The sequence below is a fragment of the Rhodospirillaceae bacterium genome (genome assembly GCA_040219235.1).
GTDB lineage: Bacteria > Pseudomonadota > Alphaproteobacteria > Rhodospirillales > Rhodospirillaceae > WLXB01.
The window spans coordinates 457,793-478,853 of record JAVJSV010000012.1 but is presented as its reverse complement, the minus strand read 5'-3'; the positions used below and the strand labels follow the sequence as shown (position 1 = coordinate 478,853).

Here is a 21,061-nt window from a genome sequence, read left to right as displayed (position 1 = left end):
AACGCTATAAAACCTAAGGGCGCATGTACTCTATGATCAAAAAACTCTCCGTCTTGATAAGCTTATTGAGCGCACTGGTGCTCTCGTTCTCAGCTGCGGCAGTCACAGTTACCGTGGGCGGCACCGGCGTGAAGGACACCGCCGGGGACAAAAAGTGGCTGACCTTTCAGAGCAACGTTGAAGCGGCCACCGACGAGATTGAGATGCGCATGCTGATCTACGGCGAGTTGGGGCCGGAAGAGAATTTGGTCAACGGCATTCGCCGGGGGCGGATTCAAGTGGCCAACTGGTCGGGGCTGGCAACCACCACCGTGGTGCCGGAAATGGCCATGCTCTACACGCCCTTTCTGTTCGACAGTTACGCCGAAGCCGACTTTATTATGGATAACTACCTGTTTGCCGCCTATGCGGCGCTACTGGCGGAACGGGACATCCGGTTTATTCAATGGGACGAGATCGGCTTCAACCAGGTTTACGGCAAGACCCCGTTGATTACACCGGCGGACACCACCGGTGTACGTTTTCGCACCTCGTCTAGTGAATCGGCACGATTGTTTGCCGAAGCCATAGGCGCGGATGCCATCCCGCTCGGCTTCACCGACATTGTAACCGGCCTGCAAACCGGACTGGTGGACGCGGGCGAAAGTTCGATCATCATGTATGTGCCGACGGGCATTTCCGGCGAGGCTAAGCACCTGACGCTGACCAATCATTCCTTTGCCACCTCAATTATTGTGATGAAACAAAGCTGGTTAGACAGCCTGCCCGATGCGCAAAGCAAGCTGCTCTTGGACTCCTTCGTGGATGTGAATGACGGACGGCAGTGGACTCGCGACGAGTGGAAAACGTTTTTAGATGAAAAAGAAAAGTGGGGATTCACCACCCATGAGTTGACGCCGGAGCAACGCACGATGTGGAAAAACGCAACCGCGCCCGTGTCACGTCAACTGATCGATTCCATTGGGGGCGACGCCCAACGCATCTGGGATTTAGTACAGGACGGCAAAGCCGCCTTCGCGGTCCAAGAGGAAGACCCGGAGTAACCGCTCCCCTCATAAGGAGACAACGTGATGCGCCTGAACCGCTTAAGAAAGACCATCGCCCTTTCTATAATGGCAAGCGTATTGCTCTGCGCGCCAACGCAGGCGTTAGAGTCTGTGGTCAAACGCACCACGCTGCTGGTATCGAACATTGAACAGTCGATGGTGTTTTACGAAGCCATTGGCTTTTCCGTCTGGCTGGACCGTGGCGGAGACCGTGACCCAGAGGGCGGCGACCTGCCCTTGAATGCCAAGCCCACACAGTCCCGAATCGCCATCATGCAGGGCCAGCATGAAGACTGGGCCATGATTGGGCTGCTGCAGTACGACAACCCGCCCCTGCCCTGGACCCGTGACCCCGACAACCCAACCATCGGCACCTCGGACGCCGTGCTGGTGATTGTGACCAACGACATTGCGCAGGCTTATGAAAACCTGCTGGCGATCAACGCAACCATACTCAAACCGCCGCGCGCCTATACATCCAATTCCGTCAATGGCCGCAAGGAAGGTGCGATTATGTTTTTTCAGGACCCGGACGGCAACGTTATTGAAATGACCGAGGTCTACAGCCTGACGCCCTATGGGGAATGAGTGAGCCTGACTAGAGTTTTTTGGCTTTAGGCTTTTTTGGTTTCTTGGCCTTGAGGGCGACATCAAAGGCTTTCAGGGTCCAATCGCGCAGGGCGTCCTGATCTTCCAGAACATCTTCCGGCACCTGCCAGTACGACATTTGAATGGGCTTGCCTTTACCCGAATAGGTGAAGGGCTCGGACCCAGCCTCTTCATAATCCGGTTGGTTGGCCGGTCCGACCTTATAATACAGCACATCATCGGCAATGAGAGCGAACATGACGCTGCCTTTGTACAAACCGAATCCGCCAAACATGCCGCGCGCCGAGACGCCCTCAACATGGGACAGCAGATCGAGCACATGATCACAGTATCCGCGAGAGGCCATCAGCTGTTCTTTCGCTATAGGGTTTTACGCAGCACGACAAAAGCGCGCAGGTTGACCGCATCATCACATAGAGTGCCATCGCGTTCGACCGTAAATCCGCCTTGGGCAATCGCTTTTACGGTGGCGTCAAAACCCGGCTCGATTTTAGACGTGGACCGCTGCCCCTGGCTTTCAAATAACACCGCCCCCCCTGGAGCAGTCAGGTGCGCCAGGTGACGGGCCAGGTTGGGCACTGGCAGATCAAGCCAGCCATGCACGGCGGTGGCAATAACCACATCAAATGGTTCATCTGCGGTGAATGTCGCAGCATCGCCGCAGAGGAATTGGCACGTATCGAGATTCATAAACTGACGGACACGGCTGCCGATATCGACGAGTGCTTGCGCATGTTCGACCCCTATTGTTTGGCGGGCAAACTTCGCGGCTTCAAGAGTCAGAAACCCACTGTTGGCGCCAAGATCAAGCACACGCCGCCCGCTGGTAAGATGCTCCAAATCATAAGCGGCAGCGCGAACATCAGTATCACGGCTGCCCGCGATATAGGCCGGTGTGAAACTTTGATAGGGCAGGCCAAAATCGCCGAACCGCATGTTGGGGGTTTCCCGGTAAGCGGCCCAGAGCTTGGCGATTTCTTGATGGAGATGCGCGAGGTCTGTGTGCTGTGGTGACGCCTGAAGAGTTTGCTGCAACGCTTCAGCATGGTGGCGCACGTGATGGGTGAACGGACGACACGACACCGCCCGCCAGCGTGCAGATACTGCCGCGTCCCAGTGGCCGTCTGTCTCGGCTTGTGCCGCCACACGGGCATGAAATGCGGGCACCTTCTTGAGAATTTCAAGAGACTCCATGGAGAGGTGCGATGCCTGCGCGGGAATGGCGTTGTCCTCCTGAAGCGCGTCCCGGCCATAGGTTTTTAGGGCGGAACGCCCGTAGGTTTTCAGGGCGGAACGCCCGTAGGCATCAGCAAATTCGGCGAGCCAAGGCGCATAACTGCGCCATAGACCAATGCCGTGAGTCTGCACCGGTGGGCGATCAGCAAAGCTGGCCCACGGCATAGGTGTGAGGTCTTGAGGGTCTGGAGCGGGCGGCGACAGATCATCTGTCCATACCAGGCCAAGAGCTTCGACAAGGGATTGCAATTGGGAAACTGGGGTGTTGACCAAATCCTCATAGCTGATGGTCGCGATCACCGGAGACCAGGTGGCGTAATAATATCGGAGGCGATCATAACATGTGAGACGCTTGGCTATGCCCGACCAGGAGTCCGCCCAATGCCCACCGGTAACATAATTGCGGGCGTACAAGCTCACCGCCAGATCAAGCGGATCGCGTTGGATTTGAATGATCTTCGCATCCGGGCAGAGGCGGAGCAGAATGTCAAAATACAGGGCATTGGTGGGATGTGTGTCGATGACAAATTTTGCGGTTTGTCCCTTTGCGCCCGCAAGCCGCTTGAGCGTGGTGCGGTAGGTGTCAGCCGCCTCAGCCAAGCGATGCGGGTCAGCTGAAAAATCAATATCGTTCAAACGCGGGAGAAGCCCCACTTCATCGGCAGCGGCGATGTCGGGATGCACGGACAGCCAAGATTGCAGCAGCGACTTCCCAGCGCGTGACGGCCCAGAAATAATTAACGGCGTCGGGTGATTCACCCCCATTTGCGCGGGCGGTGGCGTAAGGGGAGCACCAAGCAGGTGTTCAACCCTTGCCTCAAAGGCTGCCGCAGAACGGGCGTGATCCGCGTGTGCGCCGTGAGCACGCAAGCGGTTGCCTTCAGCAAAGCAGGTGAGGGAGTCGGCATAGCTCTGGTGTTGGGCAAAGCGGTTACCAAGGGCAAACCACGCCTTGATGAGATCGGCTGCCTCTAACGTGTTCTCAGCTATCAAGGCGGCAAGACGCTGAAAGGTTGGTGCCGCCGCCGCGTCGGACTCAATGAGAGATAGATTGTGATGCGCGGTGATGTGATCGGGCGCAAAGTCCAACAGGTTTTGCAGCGCGTCCCAGGCGGCAGCGGTCTGACCGCTTTCCCACAACGCTTGAGAGCGCTTGAGATGAAACTCTTGGTCTGTCGGGTGCCGCGCCAATACGGCGTCGCATACGTCCGTTGCGTCTGTGAACGCTCGGCGGGCAAAAAGATGTGTGACCAAAGCGTCTGCCGCCGGGCGATAGCTGGCGTCCTGGGCAAGCGCCTTGCGATAGGCGCTCTCGGCCTCTTCGGCCCAACCGGCCAAGGCCAACACACGTCCAGCGGTGTTTAAAGTGGTCGCATCAGACTGCGCGTGGGCAGTGATGGTCCGGGCATATGGCACGGCCTGGGGGAGACGGTTGAGATCAACAAGGACCGCCGCCAACAACGACAGGGTGTCGAGATGGTCGGGCCGCAGGACTGCGGCTTGCTCAAGATATGTAAGCGCTTCTGTTGACTGACCCGCCTGATATTTCAATGCGCCAATATTATAGGTGGCGGCGGGATGGTGTGGGTCAAACCCCAACACGTCTTGGAAATGTTTTACGGCTGCGCCGTAGTCGCGCCGCTGCAAAGCCGCCAGGCCCGCGGTGAACGCTGTTTCAAGAGAGGCGGTCACATCAACACTTGGAGCCCGTGGCGGAATCAGGTTTTGTCAAAGTTCGGCGCGCGTTTTTCCGTAAACGCGGTAAAGCCTTCGCGGAAGTCCTCGCCCGAGAAAGAGTGAATAAACAGATCCCGGGTGGCGGCGGTGTCATCGGCTTCGCCATCCAGAATCATATGCACGATGCGTTTGGTGGATTCCGCTGAAAACTGCGACGTGGCACAAATTTCATCGGCAAAAGCCTGGACGGTCGCTTCCAAAGCGTCGGGCTCAATCAGGCGGTCGATGAGATGCAGGCCATGCGCCTCCGCCGCCGGAATAATGCGACCGGTGTATAAAATGTCCTTGGCCGTTGAAGGACCAACCGCCTCGACCAGCCGTTTGGTGTCGGCCAGACTATAGATCAACCCCAACTTGCCCGGCGTGATGCCCAGCTTGGCTGAAGTGTCGGCGAAACGCAGATCGCAACACAGCGCAATACCGCACCCGCCGCCGACGCAAGCGCCGCGAATCATGGCGATGGTCGGCTTGGGAAAACGGTGCAGCGCCTTTTGCGACTCATAGGTGATCTCGGCAATGCTTTTTGCGATCTCCGGATCTGCAAAGACCGCTTTCATTTCATCAATATCAGCGCCCGCCGCAAAGGCCTTGCCCTCGCCGGCAACAATGAGGACGCGAATGGAGGGATCGGCCTCGGCTTCTTTCAACAATTCGATCATGCGCTGCCACATGGCCAGAGTGAGAGCGTTGCGCTTTTCTGGCCGGTTGAGGCGCAGCACGGCGTGCGGACCGCTGCGATCCAGGTAAATGTCGTGACCAGACGTAGTGCCAGAAGAGGAAGGAGACATAAAAACTCTCAGAAAGCCGATGGTGAGCTTAAGATTTTACCCCACAGCGCCATAAATCTCTACGGGTGGGTGTTAAGCTACGTTTTGAGTTGTGGAGAGAGTGTATTTCTGCCCCGGTCTTAGAAGCGATACGGTCGACGGCGTTCCGACTGTCACGCCCGTGACTTAGCTTTGCGGGCTGCAAGCTTTTTGTTTGTCTCGATCAATTTTTCTTCCGGTGTTTTACCACGCCCGATATGAAAGCGCTCTTCAAACAGCGGCTTTTTACTGCCTTCACGATACCAACTCATCACCATGGGGATGCCAGCCAAGCGGAACAGTCCGATTTGTGGGCAGCGGCGGTCGGTCTCGCGGGCCAGTTCCTTTACCCGCTCAACTTTTTCACGGCTATCGACAAACAGATCAAAATTGATCTGCTCGTACTTCGGTTGCAAATGCAGATCGAAAAAGAAGCCACGAATATCAATGAGCGAGCGCACATCAGTCCGAACACCTTGATATTTAAATCCCTGATCGCGGGCGACGACTCGTACCGTAATGGATGTGCAGGCCACCAGGGCGCTGAGTTGCGCATGAACCGGCGACCAGCCGCGGGACCGGCCCTGGAGATCCGGCGGGTCGCCAATGTCGAAGCCTTCGGGCTCGTCGTACATGATCGACGTTTGACCTTCAAAATAGCCTTCGACGCGCATTTGCTCGAAAGACTGTGAGGTCACGTCAGAGATTCCAATGTATCCGGGATAAGTGGCGTTCTTTTCCATAGCTGTGTTTCCCTCCTTAAATTCTAATTAAGTCTCGGTTTTGTCGTCATAACCTTTTCAATCCGGGGTGAAGTATGGCACCAATCTGTCATGAAGTCGGCCCCACAAATCACACCTGCCGCGATTGATCACCTAGGCGTGGTTGGCCGGGACATCGCCAAGATGACCGCAGCCTATACGCGTCTTGGGTTTCGACCCACCGACCCGGAACCCCTGATGGGTATGGTGGACGGAAAGTCTGTGCCGCTCGGCCAGGACTCAGCCCACCTCATCTTTAAAGACAGCTACGTAGAATTGACGGGCGTAACGTCGACCGATCCCGCCCATCATCTGGCCCCCTGGCTCGCCCGACATGAGGGGCTGCACATTCTGGCGTTCAGCAGTTCAGATGCGGAGGCCAGCCACGCGGCTCTAACGAGCCAAGGATTAGAGGTGCCAGCGGTGCAAAACGCAGGCCGCTACGTCCGCTCTGGGCAGAATCATGGCGACGCCAAGTTCAAATGGTTCAAAGCCCCCGATGCCCTGGGCGAGGAAGGCTTTGTATGCTTGGTAGAGCAACTCACACCAGAGTTAGTGTTTCAGCCGCCACCTCAGGGGCACCCCAACGGCGCGCTGGGCGTTGCGGGTGTGACCGTTCTTGCCGAGAACGTAGATGCGGCGATGACACGGTTTGCGTCTTATCCCGGCGCGACAGTCAAAAAAGCCAACACCGTGACTTTCGATCATCAGACGCTGACTTTTCTGGATGATCCAGGGTTTCGTGACACCTACCCAGGAATCGACCCTCTGTCAGCGCCAGCACTGGCTGGCTTCACCGTGTTCGTAGCTGATCTTGAGACCACGCGCGTCTGGCTTGAAGACAATGGCGTGACGGTGCGAACCACTAAACAAACGATTTGGGTGCCGCCCTCGCAAGCCTGCGGTGCGGTCATCGCCTTCAAAGCGGCCTAGGCAGACTCATACATATAATCGCGGGTGAGGGGCACGGTCTCAAGGCTTGGACTCATCTGAATATGGAAATTCACGTGGTAGGCGTGATGAAAACTTGATTCGGCGCTGGCCAAAAAAAATTCCCACATGCGGCAGAAGCGCGCGTCATAAATTTTTTCCATTTCATCACGATGGGCCATGAAACGCTTGCGCCATTCACGGAGCGTGTAGGCGTAATGCAAACGCAGCGTTTCAACATCAGTAATGTACAGCCCAGCCCGCTCCACATGAGGCACAATTTCAGACAGAGCAGGGGCATACCCGCCTGGAAAAATGTATTTCAAGGTCCAGGAATCTGAAGCCCCCGGCCCATCGGCCCGACCGATGGTATGGAGCAGGGCAACACCATCCTCGGACAATAGGTCTTTCATGGTTTTAAAAAAGGTCCGGTACATAGGCAGACCGACGTGCTCGAACATACCGACAGAGACAATGCGATCAAATATGCCCTCGACTTCACGATAATCCTTGTACAGAAACTGCACAGCCTCGCCGACCTTGGCCGCGTCGGCGCGACGGCGGGCGACTTTTAGCTGTTCCTCGGACAGACTGATGCCGGTAACGTTAACGCCATGGCGTTGGTGCAAGGCCAGACCTAACCCGCCCCAACCGCAACCAATATCGAGAACACGCATGCCCGGTTTAAGACAGAGCTTGCGGGCAATGTGATCGACCTTGTTGCGTTGCGCTTGTTCCAGGGAGTCGTCTGGCGAACGGTAATAGGCCATGGAGTACTGCATATCCTCGTCGAGAAACCGCTCGTACAAGGTGGCCGACAAGTCATAATGATGCGCGACGTTATTGGCCGCACGCGACACCGGATTGTAGGTGCGCACCAACCCGCCAAAACGCTCGATGGATTTTAGGGTGCGCGCCGCCCAATGGCCGTGGATGGCGCGAATATTGGACATCACCAAGTCCAGCATGTCGTAAAGGTCGCCATCTTCAATCGTCAGGGTGCCATTCATATAGCCCTCACCCGCATGCAGTGCCGGGTTGAGAAAGAGCTTTGTACCCAGCTGTGGATCATGAAACGTGACCGTCACCGTCGGCGCCTCACCGGTGCCCACATCATAGCGGCGCCCGGTATGATCGATAATGACAAGGGTGCCGCGCTTCATCAGCGGCTTCAGGAAACGGGCGAACAGCATTGCGTAAAAACCTCTTTATAATTTAGCGCCCCGGAAGAGACTAAAATATTCCATAATAGATGAACATTGTCCGTCGCTCTTCGTTCACAGTTACGTGGTTATTATAATATGACAGATTTTGATCTCCATCACCGTGACCAGGTTATTATTGTTGGCGCGGGGCCGGTTGGCCTGGTCGCTGCGCTGAGACTGGTGCGAGCCGGTATTCCCGTGACTGTGCTTGAAACAGCTAGCGAACCCCATGCGGAACCGAGGGCTTCGACCTTTCATCCTTCAACACTGGACCTGCTGGACGAGCTTGGTCTGAGCGAAAAGCTGGTGGCTTTGGGACGTCCGGCCCGCACCTGGCAGTATTGCATGTTTGAGTCCGGTGAACGGGCGGTGTTTGATCTGGGTGTGTTGGCCGGTGAAACCCGCCATCCTTACCGGCTGCAGTGTGAGCAGCTTAACCTGGTAATTGAAGCCGCAAAAATGCTGGAGCAGGAACGGCCAGGCACACTGATGTTTAACGTTAACGTGACCGGGGTCGACCAAGATGAAGACGGTGCATCGGTCACCGCCGAGATTAACGGCGAGACCCTCACCCTTCATGGCCGGTGGCTGATTGGGGCAGACGGCGCAAATAGCATTGTGCGTCGTGATTTAGATTTAAGCTTTAAAGGAGAGACCTATCCGTCGTCGTCCATTTCCATTGGCACGCCGTTTCCGTTTGAAAAACACATCGACGGCATTTGTGGAGTTAACTACTTCTGGGCGGAGGGCTGGTCTTTCAGCATGTTCCACACCAAAAACATGTGGCGGGTCGGCTATTCCCCGCCGGAGGATTTGGACGATGACGCTGCCGTTTCTGACGCAGAAGTGCAACGCCGCCTGAATTTGATTTTGCCAACCCAGGGCCCCTTTGAAGTGATTACCGCACGGTTGTATCGGGTTCACCGGCGACTGGTGGAGCGGATGCGCGTGGGCCGCATTTTGCTGGCCGGCGACGCGGCGCATTTGAACAGCCCCTCCGGCGGGTTTGGTATGAATGGCGGCGTGCAGGATGCGTTTAACCTGACGGATAAACTGATCAAGGTCTGGCACGGCGAAAGCGATCATTTGCTCGACCTGTATTCCCGGCAACGGCACTATGCGGCGAGTGCGGACATTCAAAAAACCTCTGACGCCAATTATAAACGCCATCGCGAACAAGACAGCGCAAAACGTCAATCGAACCTGAAAGAAATGCAGGACATCGCCAAAGACGCGATGAAGGCAAAAGCGTTTCTGCGGGAGTCGTCACTCATCGACTCGTTGGAACGCGCCAACGCGATTCAATGAACTTGTGTTTAACATAAAGCCTGAGTCTGCTTTACCGTTGGGCGTTCGGGCGGTAGTCTTTAGGTAAGATTTTAACAACACACCAAGGCTTTGGGATTTCGTCATGCTGAAACAAGATCAACACGCGGTTCTGCCAAAAAGCTCGGTCAATGAGCAGGCGCGGCAAGATTTTCTCAACCAGCTCGGCAAGCATGTGTTGAATGAAATCACGCCCGGAAACATCGCTGCGTATCAAAAGCGTGTACTGCCGAAGATCAAAGCCGCTAAAGGCCGTGATCCGGAAAGCCGCCATGAAATTCGCAAAGAGATGGTGCGCGACCCCTATTATCAAATGACCAGTTCTTTCCAGCGCACGGTGCAGGAAATGATGTGGAATTCGGTGGATGACACGATTCAACGCCAGTTGCCGGAACTGATTGCCAAAGCCAAATCCATTCGCGAGGGCAAAACGCTCGGGTCTTTGCATATTGAACCAAATTTTGTAGTGCCCGCTTACGTCGCAGAAAACGATCACCATTGCATGCCCGGCGGATACTCCGGCGACTTGATCGACGATGACATCACAGCGGGGGCGCTTTACGACAAAGGGGCATTTATTTACACGCAAGGTCTGTTTGGGCCGCGCATGGATGGCATCGGCAAGGCCACCGCATTGATGATTGCGGCAACCTTCCCAGATTTGAAACCCAAGAAGATGCTGGAGATTGGCTGCACCGCTGGAGGCTCGACCACAGGACTGAAGATGGGCTTTCCGGACACTGAAATTCACGCCATTGACGTTGGCCCCGCCGTGTTGCGCTACGCCCACGCCCGCGCCGAGAGTCTGGGCATGGCCATCCATTTCCATCAGATGAGCGGTGAAGCCATGACCTTCGACGACAACACGTTTGATTTGGTCAACTGCCCGGCCTCGCTGCACGAAATGTCGCGCAGCGCCGTCTATAACGTTTTCAAAGAAGCCTGTCGCGTGCTGAAACCCGGTGGCGTTTTCCTGCTCTCGGAATTGCCGCCCTATGACGGCGACGATCCGTGGACCCAGTTTGTGCGGGATTGGGACACCTATAATAACAACGAGCCCTTCTGGGGCACGGTGCATGAAATGGACTTTGCAGAGGTTGCAGCCAGCGCCGGGTTTGACCCAGAAAGCTATTGGCAAGGGACAGGTCCTGGCATTGCAGAAGCCAACGCGTTGACCGGCGCTGTGGAAGTGCAGAACAAAAAGTTCATGGGGTCTACCCGTGGCGGCGGCAAAGCGTGGTACGCCCATATGACCAAGCCTGCGGCATAGCATTGCCTGATTGATGACCGAAAAAATATCCACGCCCCGCCCCGCCAAAGGAAAGCGGCCTCAGTACTTCAATGATCCCAACATGGATCAAATGCACGCCATGATAATTGCGCTGGCCACGGAAGTGTCTGTATTGACGGATCGCTTTGACACCATTGAACGCGTGCTTGATAAAAAAGGCACCCTGACACGGGCCGACATTGAGAACTGGGAACCCAATGAAGACGAATGGGCCGAACGACGGGAGAACAGAGAGGCGCTCATCCGTCGTTTGTTCCGCAGCGTACGCGAAGCCCGTACGGCGCTTGAGGGTCATGCATCCGACGAGACGGACGCCTAGGTGGCCCGGCCACATATTGAATTCATTCAGGCGCAAGCTGTGGATTGGCGCACGTTAGGGCCTAACTCTTCTCGCCCCGGTGCCGCTGCTAAACCCCTCAGTTACGATCCGGACTCCAAAGCCGTCACCCAGATTATACGCTATGCCCCAGGCTGGCGTTTAGATCAGGCGCACCATCTTGAAAGTGACGAAGAATTTTATGTGCTGTCGGGCACGCTGAAAATCAACGACATCCTCTATGGTGAAGGTGATTACGCCTATTTGCCCGCAGGTTATCAGCGCAATTCCATGACCGCACCAGAGGGCGCAGACGTCATGACCTTTTATGAGGGCGCGCACAAACGCGTTGCCGGCCCCGCGCCGGATGGTTTTTACACGGCGGATAACCTGATAGAACGTATTTCAACAAAATCCGTGCCCTGGGGTGGCGCAACCGACCCTAAAGTGGCCGCGCCCGGGGTTAAACGCCTGGGTCTACGCAAAGACGCAAAAACCGGTGACAGCACCTGGCTTCTGGATATTGATGAGACGGGCATGACCGGCGAGGTCAATCGCCTGGAAACCCACCCGGTGGTGGAGGAAGTCTTTTTGCTATCCGGTGAAATGCATATGCCCATGGGTGTGCTGAAACGCGGCGCGTATTTTTGGCGTCCGCCCGGCATTCCCCACGGCCCCGTCGGCACCCGAACGGGCGCACTCGGTTTATTCCGCTGCAAAGGTGGGCCACTGACAACAGACTGGTCTGAGGAAAGCTACCCGGTGCCCTGGGATTCCCCTTATGCGCCGCAACTCCCCGAGGGACTGGCAGACACTCTGCAAGAGAACCCTGATTTAACCCTACCCTATTAAAGGCATTTCAACCGATTATTTGAGAAGCGGCACAGCCCCGTCTTGAAAAGCGGCACAGCCGCTGTGTGGCAACCACCTGAAATGGGCATACACAGCCAAAACGCGACGCTCTATAAAGTTAAAGGGTATTCGCCCTTCTCTCCTGCGGGGATCTCTATTTTGTTAGATCGTGCACCTGGGCGGTATGCCGTCGCCTTCATTCTGTTCAGTATTCTGCTTGATGCCATCACCTTCGGCATCATTGTGCCGGTGATGCCCGCCCTGATCACCGACCTGACCGGCGAAGGGTTGGGCCAAGCCGCGGCTTATGGCGGCATGTTGATGTTTATCCATGCTTTCATGCAGTTTCTGTTTGCGCCGCTGATGGGCAACGTCAGTGACCGTTATGGGCGACGTCCGGTGTTGCTGATGTCCATGCTGGTGCTCGGCACCAATTACATCATTATGGGCTTTGCTCCGACCCTGGCGTGGTTGTTTGCCGGGCGTTTGATCGCCGGCATTGCCGGCAGCACCATCACCACCGCCAATGCTTACATGGCCGATATCAGCACTGCGGAGAATCGCGCCAAGAACTTTGGTCTGATCACCGCAGCGGGTGGCCTTGGCTTTATTCTCGGTCCCGTGATTGGGGGATTTCTTGGTGAGTACGGGCCACGTGTCCCTTTCTTCTTTGCCGCCGGTCTGGCCTTTACGAATTTTGTATATGGCGCTGTTATCCTGCCCGAAACGCTGAAGGAAGACGACCGCCGGGCGTTCTCTTGGGCGCGCGCCAATACCCTCGGCGCGGTCATGCAGATGCGGCAATACCCGGTGGTGATCTCTTTCATCGGCGTTATGTTCTTTTTGCAGACGGCACAGTTTACCCACCCCAGCGTATGGTCGTTTTACACCATGCTGAAGTTTGACTGGACGGTGCAGCAGGTCGGCATTTCTTTGGGGGTCTTCGGCTGCATGACCGTGTTTGTGCAAGGCTTTGCCCTTGGCCGTATCGTCAAGAAAATCGGCGAACAAAAAGCGGTCTTTATTGGCCTGACCGTGGGTACCATTTGCTTCTTCGGCTTTGGCAGCGCGACCCAAGGCTGGATGATTTATGCGTGGTTGATTCCCGCTGGGTTTACGGGACTGGCCATGCCGGCGCTGCGATCCATTGTCTCAAATCAGGTGCCCGCCAACGCCCAAGGCGAGTTGCAGGGGGCGATCACCAGTTTGTTCAGCCTAACGGCGATGCTCGCGCCGCTGGGAATGACCCAGTTGTTTCGTGTGTTTACCGAGGACGGCGCACCGATGTATGTGCCCGGCGCCCCGTTTTATGCGTCCAGTCTCTTCGTCTTCATCAGTTTGATGATGTGTCTTCGCATTTTACGCAAAGCGACCCTCGCGCCCGCCGCCTGAGACGGTTAATCTCTCTTCTCATTTGATTCGGGAGAGAAAATATGGCGGCAGCTATCCGCAAGGGCTTCGTAAACGCCGGCAACGGCCAAGTGCATTACCGGGCAGCCGGGTCTGGCCCGCCGGTTATTTTGCTGCATGATTCTCCGCGCTCGTCGGTGCTGCATATTCCCCTGGTGGAACATTTCTCAGACCGCTTCACGGCGATTGCCATCGACACGCCGGGCTATGGCAATTCGACCGCGCTGCCCTCTGAACCGCGTCCGGAAATTGGCGACTTCGCCGGGGCTCTGGCCGATACCATTCTGGGGTTTGGGGTTGAACGCTGTCCTGTGTATGGCTTTCATACCAGCTCGAAAATTCTGTTGGAGTTTGCCGCCAACCATCCAGAACGGGTGGCCGTTGCCATTATGGATGGGTTGTCTTTACCCCCTGGCGATACCGACTATGCGTTTATTGAAAGCTACATGCACCCCTTCAAACCAACCGCTTCGGGCAGTTACCTGGCAGAAGAATGGACCCGCGTGCGTGATTTTCAGCGCTGGTTCCCGTGGTTTGCCAAAAGCAAAGCGACGCGCATGCCAACCGCCCAGCGCGACATGACCTACTTGCAGGACTACAGCATGGATTTGTTTATGGCCGGGCCCAACTTCTCGGACGCATACTCGGGAGCCATGCGCTACAAAGCCATGCCGGTGATCCCAACGTTATCCGCCCGCTGCGTGTTTATGGCGCGCGAAGATGATGTGCTCTATGCGTTCCTCGATAGCTTGCCCACCCCCCTACCCGCCGGCAGCACCGTTGAACGCTTGAGCCCGGATCGGGATGCGTGGAAAGCGCGCCTTGAGGAATTGTTCAGCGACCATGCGGACTTTGAGGGCGCGGGTGATTTCTCACCCCCTGATCCGCTGAAAAACCCGCTTAGCTCTGGTGTGACTCGCGGCTATGTAGATACCAGACATGGTCAGATTCTGGTGCGTCGTGCGGGACATGGCACAGGCACGCCCATCGTCTTCCTCCATGATCTGCCCGGCAGCGCCCGCGCGGATGAAACCTACCTAAAGTCCCTTGGCCGGGGCCGCCCAGCTTTTGGCTTGGACCTGCCCGGCTGCAATGATTCTGATGCCTTAGAAAAACCCACAACTGACGCGTACGTGCAGAGTCTCGTTGCTGCGCTGAACGCCTTGGGCTTGGATCAGGTGGATCTGGTCGCGAACGGCCTGAGCACTCCGATTGCCCTGGCGCTCGCCGCCAGTCATGGTGCGCGGGTGCGCAAGCTTGTGTTGGACGCGGTTGCTTTGCCCGAACCGGAATTACAGTCTGAAATGAAGGTGAACTACGTACCGGACTTGCGACCGCAACTGGACGGCACCCACCTACATCGCTGCTGGCATATGCTGCGGGATCAATCGGTGCAGTGGCCCTGGTATGACGGCGGCGTTGGAGCCATTCGCAAAATCTCACCAGACTTTGATACCGACACCCTGCACATGCGTTTGATCGATACCCTGAAGCAGTGGAAGACGGCGGGCGATGCCATTGCAGCCGCCATTGATGTAGATGGTCGCGCGCTATTGCCAAAAATTACCGCGCCGACCCTGGTGTTGGAAACGGAAGATGACGTGCGTTATCGCTGGGCCAGAGAAGCTGCAAAGATGCTCTCCAATAGTAGCGTTGCTGCGCGGCCTGCTGATCAAGCTGCCCGGGCGCGGACGATTTTGAGTTTCCTTGAAGGATAACAGCCCATTGAAAGCCGATTGAGGAGCACGCTGAATGGTTGACACCCCGGGCGACGTCACCAGCGTTTTACGGCGCGCAACCCTGTTGGTTCGTGATCTAGACCGGTCGCAGGCTTTTTATGAAGGCGTGTTTGGACTCACCCTCTATGCTGAGTTGAGTGTGGATTTGGCGCGCGTGCCTTTCTTTCCGGTGGGCACAAAACCGCGCGGTGGGAATGGGCGTTTCCTGATCCTCAAAGGCGAGAACCCACTGGTGGGTATGATCGGCCTGATGGAACTGTGTGACCCGCCCCTGCCAGAGCCAGATCATGACATCCGCCGTCTCGGCATCGGCAGTGTTGCGTTGGTTCTCTCAACCTCAAATGCGGAGCAGGCTGCTGCGCAGGTCGAAGAACTGGGGGGAACCGTCTTGATGCCTGTCACAGAAGCGCGGAACCTCGGCGATGAAAGCGGCGCGTTTGTTCCGGCCAAACTGTTTATGGCGCAAGATCCGGACGGGTATTTTCTGGAAGTCTTTGAAGACATCGGAACAACTGTGAGAACCGTGACGTGATTCAAACAACCGGACAGAAAATGTGACTCTGAGACTTCTTGCACTATGGATGGTGCTTTGGTGTGTACCTGTCGCAGCGGCAGATAAAATTCCGCTGACCTTGGGCGCCGTTTCAAGCCCGGCCATTGCGTCTGACAAATTTTATCAGGACATGGGTGCAGTTCTGAGTGCGGCACCAGGTCAACCATTTGACGTAAAACTTATGGTCAGAGGAGAGCTAGGGTCAGACGAATCCTACTTTTTTGCCCTGCGACGCGGGCGCATACAAATCGCTGCTGTCGGGGCGCAGTCGGCCGCCACAGCCGTGCCGGAATTTACAGTCCTTAATGCGCCCTATCTGTTCGACTCCTGGGAAGAATTTGATTACGTCAACACAGCCGTGATTACACCCTTTGGCAATGATCTGCTGGCCGAACACGGCGTTATTGGTTTGCGTCTCTATGGGGCGGCGTGGCACGGCATTTACGCCAACGCGCCGATCCATCATCCGCAAGACGTATCCGGAAAACGCTTTCGCGCTTTGATTGATCCAGCCTCACAACTGTTCATCCAAGCCCTTGGCGCGGACACCTTTCAGGTGGCATCGCCCGAAGTTGTGACGTCACTTCAGACTGGCCTGATTGAAGGAGGGGAAACCAACTCTTTTGTCTACGCGATGACGGGGACATCAATTGATGCTCCGTACTACACACAAACACATCACACCCCGAGTGTGATTACGCTGTTGGCGAACAAGCAATGGCATGAAAGCCTTAGCCCTCAGCAACAGGACTTGATTTTGAAGTCTCATCCCAGTGCGGTCGACGCGGCCGCAGCAATGCGCGCCGATGAAGATCGTATTCTCAACGCCGCTGCCGCAGACCATGTCACGCTGATTGAGCCAACGGACGCACAGCTTTCTGCCTGGCGCGCCGTTGGCCTATCAACGCATCAGGATGTGATTGAGGCTGCCGGCGGACGTGCCCAGGAATTGTATGGTGCCATTATGGCCGCCAAAGCCGCCTTCGCCGCGCAACAGAAGTAAAATGTCTTCCGCTCGGTGCGCGGCTTTCGTCATCATAAAGCGAGGAAGTTTAATGTTGGCGTATTAGGCCGCTTCTGACGGTGCGCGGTACACGCCTGTTTCGCGATAGCGTTCCATGGTTTTCATGACATGCCCAATCCCCTCGAACGCGGTCTCGGTGGGTGACTCTAAAGCCCAATTCAGCGGGAAGCCATCGTGCGTGGTGTAGATTTTGGCTGCCGCATTAAAATCGATTTTATCTATTAAAGATAAATCAGCATCGGCCCGGAGACGGCGCAGGTTTTCAATATCCACATTGACGATCAACGGCACCTCACCCGCTGTATCTGCCACACCGGCGATGCGGCCATCCGGCCCGACAAGCTTAGAAAATCCGCGATGAAAATAGGTGGTGGGCGATCCGGGGGCCGACGCCTCACACCCCGCATTGGCACTGGCGATATAAATCTGGTTCTCAGCGGCATGGGCTTGCTTGGCAATCTCCCAGGCAGTGCGGCAGACATGATGAGGCTCACCGGTGGGGTAAACGATCAACTCAGCGCCGCGCAAAGTGAGCGCGCGCCACAACTCTGGAAAATTGGTGTCGTAACAGACACAGGCCGCGAGACGACCGATGTCTGTATCCACAACCGGAAACAGGCCATCTTCGCCATAACGCTGCACATAGTCTGAATAGACATTGCCCGGCGTGGTGTTGTTGAGCATGCCGTTGATGTCACCGCATTGAATTTTGCGATACTTGAGAATGACGTCGCCGGACGGATTAATAATAAACGCAGTGTTAAACCAGCGGCGCGGCCAGTCGGGATCATATTCAAACATGGCCCCGCCGACATAGGTTTTGGTCTGTTGGGCAAATTCTTGCAGGCGCGCAAAATGCGGCCCATCCATGCGAATCCCCACCTTGGGCCAGAAGTCATCCACCGAGCGCCCGAAGGGCACACCGGTCATCCAATACTCTGGAAACACCACCAACTTGATGTTCGGCCCGGCGGCAAACTTCCCGGCCAGTGCAAGGCTGCGGTCCATGTTGGCCGTAATCACTTCGTCAGCCTGCTCAATGCTGGGGACGGTGGTGATGTGGGCTTGCACAATCAGCGCCTGATAAGGAGCGACGGTTGGGGTGTTGCGCGTGGCCCATCCCTGCGCCCGTTCGGCGGCCTGAAGGTATTCATTGGAATACAGTTTGGTGCGCAATTGCGCCGGAAAATTGAGCGGCGCCACCATGCGCTCGGCGCGCAGCGCTTCAAGATCAATCTTGGCGCAAACCGCATCATGCTCTGGCCCGCCAGAAACCAGGCACTCCCCACGCGAGTCCCACGCCCCTGATGTACCACCCGCAGATGCCGTGAGTACCGCAACGAGGTTTTCATACGCGCGCGCGGACCGTGCTAAATCTCGCTGTGATGATAAAGCGTCAGGCCGTTCGCAGATGGGATTGAGAATAATCTCGGCGCCATTAAACATATGACCGCGCACCACCTCATGGATGCGCAGATCATCACCAACCACAACCGCCAGATCACCTATTGCGGACTTCACCACGGGAAAGTCATCTTCATCTACCGCATCAACCAACAGGTCGATTCCTTCAGGAGAGATCAAGAACGCCTGTGTGCCTATGGCACCGGCGATATGAAGTCCGTGACTTTGCGCGGCAGTTGCAAAGATGTGAACATCTGTCTCTGGCGATTGCTGCAAGGCTGGCACGGCAACCAACTTGAGATCAGCGTAGTCGGCAGCGAGGTCTGCGATACGCGCGGCCCAGTTTCCCTCTGCGGGTTTGGTGCTGGCCGTTAAACACGCTGCTGTGTAACGCATAGCGGTCATCCCCTGTTTCTTGAGAGATAACCCTAACGCAGACTCACCGGAGCCGCCTAGGCCGCAATCGCTTTATAACTGCGATTGGCGTTGGAGAACGACAACATCAGCACGGCCTCGCCGTCTCCCACATTTTGCAAACTGTGTGGGGTGTAGGCCGGAAACAGGTAGGTTTCGCCTGCGCCCAGAGAGACCGGCGCATAGGTGCTCACCTGAACGGCGACCGCGCCCTCCAGCACATGAATGACCTCGGAACAGTTATCGTGGCGATGCAACGGGGTGTCCGCGCCAGGCTTCACGATCATTTTCGCCAGGCTGGTTTTCGCGCCGGGATGAGAGGCGTGATCCGCCAGCCATTCGATGCGACCCCAGGGGAACTCTTCGATGCGGGGAGATTTATTGGACATATTTTGACTCTCTAAGCCTCCCGCTGATTCACTTCCCAGACAAAACCATCCGGATCGTGAAAGCCCATGGAGTGCATTTTGGTTTCGCCCTGGCCGCCGGTTTTGGGCACCGCGCGGCTGAACAGATCGCGGGTGACTTTTACGCCAGACGCCTCCACCTTACCAAATAAATCTGCCGCATCGCGGGCATGGGCGACAAACACCGCCGAGCCAATGCCGGTGTTCCACGTGGCCTCGCCGGGATCGGGCAACGGCGGATCAAGAAACTGCAGCGCCGCCGCCATGCCGTAGTAGTCGTGCGCGGCCTTGCACACAGCGAACCGAACCGTGTCGCCGGGTTTGCCAGCCGCCAGCTGACCGCCGATGGGCATGGTGGAATCCTGGATTTTGGTGAGACCGAGGGTGGTGGTGAAAAAATCGAGCGTACGGTCGATGTCGCGCACCAAACAGGTGGTGCGGCGGATCAAAAACTGTTCCGGGTTGGGCCGGTTGTAACGAAAATAAAGTTCGTAAAAGAAGCCCTCGGGATCGAACATGGCGGCGCTGGTGTATTCAATAGTGCCTTCGCCGCGCGGGTCGGGAAAACTGCCGACTTCCGGGGCCGTGTGCATTTTAGCGCCGGGAAAGGCCGCCACCTTTTGCACCAGCTCGTCCATGTCGGGCACGTCAGCGACCAGCACAATACTGCCGATGCCCAGACGGTGGGTGGGTGAGCCAGGGTCTGGCAGCTTAGGGTCCAACCATTCCAGCAGACCGATTTTGCCGATGTCGGGGTCTGCGCCCTCCATCATATAGAGCATGACACGATCACCGGGTTTGCCGCAGGGCAGGATGCCGCCGGACAGCGTCATCTCGGACTCATAAGAAACCTTCCAGCCAAGCACTTGTTCGTAAAAATCTTTCATGCGCGCGGCGTCGCGCACAATAAGGGTTGTGCGCTTGAGGATAATATCGGAGAGAGAATCGACCATAATCGTTACCCCACTTCTTTGCGCGTGTTCAGTTCGTAAAAATAACCATCAGGGTCGAAAAACGACATGGTGGTGAGTTGGATGGTTTTACCATCCGCGCCCGGCACTTCATCATGATCCGGTGCGCAATGAATGGTGTGGCCATAGCTTTGTTGTCCGGCATCACCGGCTGCGGCCATGCGGCTGTGAATATCAGCAACATCCTCAGCTCCGGCGACAAACATTGCCGTGCCAATACCGATGGTGCGTGGATACGGGCCTGGGTCTTCTATAGAGGGATCGAGGTATTGCATGAGGCCGAGCATACCAACCTCGGGGTCGTTGCCCTGCAGAATAACCACGCGCACGTTGGCCCCCGGCTCGCCGGCAGGCAACACTTCACCGCCTACGGGCATCTCGTGATCGTACCACACTGTCATCCCCATGATGTTGGTGTAGAACTCAACAGACTTTTGAATGTCCCTCACGATCAAGGTTGTCCGCTTGATGCCAAAGGCGTCGATGTTGGGCGCATTACGCTTGTGATTGACCTCAAAGAAAAATCCATCGGGATCAAAAAACGACAGCGTGGTCATTTCAATCTGCCCGGCACCATCAGCGGTGGGGACAGACCACTCATGCGGCGGACAATGGATGCGGCAATCGGATGAGTTTTTAAGGCGCTCAATCAACGGGTCCATGTCTGGTGTTTCGCAAACAAACACCACATCACCGATGCCCAGGCGCGTACGATCGGCGAATCCGGGATTTTTGGGCAAACGCGGGTTGGTCCATTCCAAAATGCCGAGCTTGGCGATATCGGGCCGGTTACCTTCCATAATACCGAGATGAACCTCCGCGCCCGGCGGGCCGGCGGGAATGACTTTGCCGCCAACGCTCATGGTTTGATTGTAGTACGCGGTCATGCCGATGACGTCGCGGTAGAAGGCGATGGAGCGTTCGCAGTCATTGACCAGAATGGTGGTGCGCTTGAGATGAGTGTCAGTCGGCTGTGAGTGAGGCGGCTGTGAGTTAGACGGCTGTGAGTCGGCCATGGTGTCTC

20 protein-coding genes are annotated in these 21,061 nt (G+C 56.3%); 11 read left to right on the top strand and 9 right to left on the bottom strand.

The genetic code is table 11. The features are described 5' to 3' along the window. The first annotated feature begins 32 nt into the window (after nt 1–32). Nucleotides 33–1,043 carry a TRAP transporter substrate-binding protein gene (locus RIC29_12460; protein ID MEQ8735730.1) on the top strand — a complete coding sequence of 337 codons (1,011 nt, stop codon included), beginning with the start codon at nt 33–35 and terminating at the stop codon, nt 1,041–1,043. 27 nt (nt 1,044–1,070) lie between these two features. Next, nucleotides 1,071–1,634, top strand: a complete 564-nt coding sequence (locus tag RIC29_12455) for a VOC family protein (GenBank protein ID MEQ8735729.1) — start codon at nt 1,071–1,073, stop codon at nt 1,632–1,634. 10 nt (nt 1,635–1,644) lie between these two features. Here RIC29_12455 and RIC29_12450 read toward each other — a convergent pair whose 3' ends face one another. From RIC29_12450 to RIC29_12435, 4 genes are all read right to left on the bottom strand, one after another. Further along, entirely contained in the window at nt 1,645–2,001 is a 357-nt protein-coding gene (locus RIC29_12450; protein ID MEQ8735728.1) for a TfoX/Sxy family protein, read from the bottom strand. Nucleotides 2,002–2,015: 14 nt separating this feature from the next. Further along, complete coding sequence (locus tag RIC29_12445) at nt 2,016–4,583, bottom strand: sulfotransferase (GenBank protein MEQ8735727.1); 2,568 nt, start codon at nt 4,581–4,583, stop codon at nt 2,016–2,018. 26 nt (nt 4,584–4,609) lie between these two features. Beyond that, nucleotides 4,610–5,416, bottom strand: a complete 807-nt coding sequence (locus RIC29_12440) for an enoyl-CoA hydratase-related protein (protein ID MEQ8735726.1) — start codon at nt 5,414–5,416, stop codon at nt 4,610–4,612. Between the two features lie 152 nt (nt 5,417–5,568). Further along, on the bottom strand, nt 5,569–6,177 hold the full coding sequence (locus tag RIC29_12435; protein MEQ8735725.1) for an OsmC family protein: 609 nt from the start codon (nt 6,175–6,177) through the stop codon (nt 5,569–5,571). Nucleotides 6,178–6,267: 90 nt separating this feature from the next. Here RIC29_12435 and RIC29_12430 point away from each other — a divergent pair, with 90 nt between their 5' ends. Continuing rightward, nucleotides 6,268–7,128: a VOC family protein gene (locus tag RIC29_12430; GenBank protein MEQ8735724.1), complete on the top strand. Its 861-nt coding sequence runs from the start codon at nt 6,268–6,270 to the stop codon at nt 7,126–7,128. Here RIC29_12430 and RIC29_12425 read toward each other — a convergent pair. Further along, nucleotides 7,125–8,318 (bottom strand): cyclopropane-fatty-acyl-phospholipid synthase family protein, encoded by a 1,194-nt coding sequence (locus RIC29_12425; GenBank protein ID MEQ8735723.1) that lies wholly within the window; start codon nt 8,316–8,318, stop codon nt 7,125–7,127. The two genes, RIC29_12430 and RIC29_12425, sit on opposite strands and share 4 nt — an antisense overlap. A 108-nt stretch (nt 8,319–8,426) precedes the next feature. On the opposite strand from RIC29_12425, the gene RIC29_12420 reads away from it, so the two are divergent. From RIC29_12420 to dctP, 8 genes are all read left to right on the top strand, one after another. Continuing rightward, nucleotides 8,427–9,638 (top strand): FAD-dependent monooxygenase, encoded by a 1,212-nt coding sequence (locus RIC29_12420; GenBank protein ID MEQ8735722.1) that lies wholly within the window; start codon nt 8,427–8,429, stop codon nt 9,636–9,638. A gap of 103 nt (nt 9,639–9,741) precedes the next feature. Further along, entirely contained in the window at nt 9,742–10,926 is a 1,185-nt protein-coding gene (locus RIC29_12415; protein ID MEQ8735721.1) for a class I SAM-dependent methyltransferase, read from the top strand. A 13-nt stretch (nt 10,927–10,939) separates the two neighbouring features. After that, on the top strand, nt 10,940–11,266 hold the full coding sequence (locus tag RIC29_12410; protein ID MEQ8735720.1) for a hypothetical protein: 327 nt from the start codon (nt 10,940–10,942) through the stop codon (nt 11,264–11,266). Next, complete coding sequence (locus tag RIC29_12405) at nt 11,267–12,115, top strand: cupin domain-containing protein (protein MEQ8735719.1); 849 nt, start codon at nt 11,267–11,269, stop codon at nt 12,113–12,115. Between the two features lie 159 nt (nt 12,116–12,274). Continuing rightward, a complete protein-coding gene (locus tag RIC29_12400; GenBank protein MEQ8735718.1) occupies nt 12,275–13,507 on the top strand; it encodes a TCR/Tet family MFS transporter in 1,233 nt (410 codons plus the stop codon). 41 nt (nt 13,508–13,548) lie between these two features. After that, a complete protein-coding gene (locus tag RIC29_12395) occupies nt 13,549–15,243 on the top strand; it encodes an alpha/beta hydrolase (GenBank protein ID MEQ8735717.1) in 1,695 nt (564 codons plus the stop codon). A 34-nt stretch (nt 15,244–15,277) separates the two neighbouring features. Continuing rightward, a complete protein-coding gene (locus RIC29_12390) occupies nt 15,278–15,796 on the top strand; it encodes a VOC family protein (protein ID MEQ8735716.1) in 519 nt (172 codons plus the stop codon). A gap of 22 nt (nt 15,797–15,818) precedes the next feature. Continuing rightward, nucleotides 15,819–16,820, top strand: a complete 1,002-nt coding sequence (gene dctP / locus RIC29_12385; GenBank protein MEQ8735715.1) for a TRAP transporter substrate-binding protein DctP — start codon at nt 15,819–15,821, stop codon at nt 16,818–16,820. Between the two features lie 63 nt (nt 16,821–16,883). Here the strand turns inward: dctP and RIC29_12380 are convergent, their stop codons facing one another. The 4 genes from RIC29_12380 to RIC29_12365 are packed head-to-tail and all read right to left on the bottom strand — an operon-like array spanning nt 16,884 to nt 21,053. Next, nucleotides 16,884–18,641, bottom strand: coding sequence for a nitrilase-related carbon-nitrogen hydrolase (locus RIC29_12380; protein MEQ8735714.1), 1,758 nt, complete (start codon nt 18,639–18,641; stop codon nt 16,884–16,886). 56 nt (nt 18,642–18,697) lie between these two features. Beyond that, nucleotides 18,698–19,048 carry a cupin domain-containing protein gene (locus RIC29_12375; protein ID MEQ8735713.1) on the bottom strand — a complete coding sequence of 117 codons (351 nt, stop codon included), beginning with the start codon at nt 19,046–19,048 and terminating at the stop codon, nt 18,698–18,700. A gap of 11 nt (nt 19,049–19,059) precedes the next feature. Beyond that, nucleotides 19,060–20,019, bottom strand: coding sequence for a VOC family protein (locus tag RIC29_12370; GenBank protein ID MEQ8735712.1), 960 nt, complete (start codon nt 20,017–20,019; stop codon nt 19,060–19,062). Nucleotides 20,020–20,024: 5 nt separating this feature from the next. Beyond that, on the bottom strand, nt 20,025–21,053 hold the full coding sequence (locus tag RIC29_12365) for a VOC family protein (protein MEQ8735711.1): 1,029 nt from the start codon (nt 21,051–21,053) through the stop codon (nt 20,025–20,027). Between the last annotated feature and the right edge of the window lie 8 nt (nt 21,054–21,061).

What these genes read in the sequence shown, in the direction of transcription:
- RIC29_12455 (MEQ8735729.1), top strand. Translation starts at nt 1,071, where the DNA reads ATGCGCCTGAACCGCTTAAGAAAGACCATCGCCCTTTCTATAATGGCA.
- RIC29_12440 (MEQ8735726.1), bottom strand. Translation starts at nt 5,416, where the DNA reads ATGTCTCCTTCCTCTTCTGGCACTACGTCTGGTCACGACATTTACCTG.
- RIC29_12375 (MEQ8735713.1), bottom strand. Translation starts at nt 19,048, where the DNA reads ATGTCCAATAAATCTCCCCGCATCGAAGAGTTCCCCTGGGGTCGCATC.
- RIC29_12365 (MEQ8735711.1), bottom strand. Translation starts at nt 21,053, where the DNA reads ATGGCCGACTCACAGCCGTCTAACTCACAGCCGCCTCACTCACAGCCG.
- RIC29_12390 (MEQ8735716.1), top strand. Translation starts at nt 15,278, where the DNA reads ATGGTTGACACCCCGGGCGACGTCACCAGCGTTTTACGGCGCGCAACC.
- RIC29_12430 (MEQ8735724.1), top strand. Translation starts at nt 6,268, where the DNA reads ATGAAGTCGGCCCCACAAATCACACCTGCCGCGATTGATCACCTAGGC.
- RIC29_12395 (MEQ8735717.1), top strand. Translation starts at nt 13,549, where the DNA reads ATGGCGGCAGCTATCCGCAAGGGCTTCGTAAACGCCGGCAACGGCCAA.
- RIC29_12425 (MEQ8735723.1), bottom strand. Translation starts at nt 8,318, where the DNA reads ATGCTGTTCGCCCGTTTCCTGAAGCCGCTGATGAAGCGCGGCACCCTT.
- RIC29_12420 (MEQ8735722.1), top strand. Translation starts at nt 8,427, where the DNA reads ATGACAGATTTTGATCTCCATCACCGTGACCAGGTTATTATTGTTGGC.
- RIC29_12410 (MEQ8735720.1), top strand. Translation starts at nt 10,940, where the DNA reads ATGACCGAAAAAATATCCACGCCCCGCCCCGCCAAAGGAAAGCGGCCT.
- RIC29_12370 (MEQ8735712.1), bottom strand. Translation starts at nt 20,019, where the DNA reads ATGGTCGATTCTCTCTCCGATATTATCCTCAAGCGCACAACCCTTATT.
- RIC29_12460 (MEQ8735730.1), top strand. Translation starts at nt 33, where the DNA reads ATGATCAAAAAACTCTCCGTCTTGATAAGCTTATTGAGCGCACTGGTG.
- RIC29_12435 (MEQ8735725.1), bottom strand. Translation starts at nt 6,177, where the DNA reads ATGGAAAAGAACGCCACTTATCCCGGATACATTGGAATCTCTGACGTG.
- RIC29_12415 (MEQ8735721.1), top strand. Translation starts at nt 9,742, where the DNA reads ATGCTGAAACAAGATCAACACGCGGTTCTGCCAAAAAGCTCGGTCAAT.
- RIC29_12380 (MEQ8735714.1), bottom strand. Translation starts at nt 18,641, where the DNA reads ATGCGTTACACAGCAGCGTGTTTAACGGCCAGCACCAAACCCGCAGAG.
- RIC29_12450 (MEQ8735728.1), bottom strand. Translation starts at nt 2,001, where the DNA reads ATGGCCTCTCGCGGATACTGTGATCATGTGCTCGATCTGCTGTCCCAT.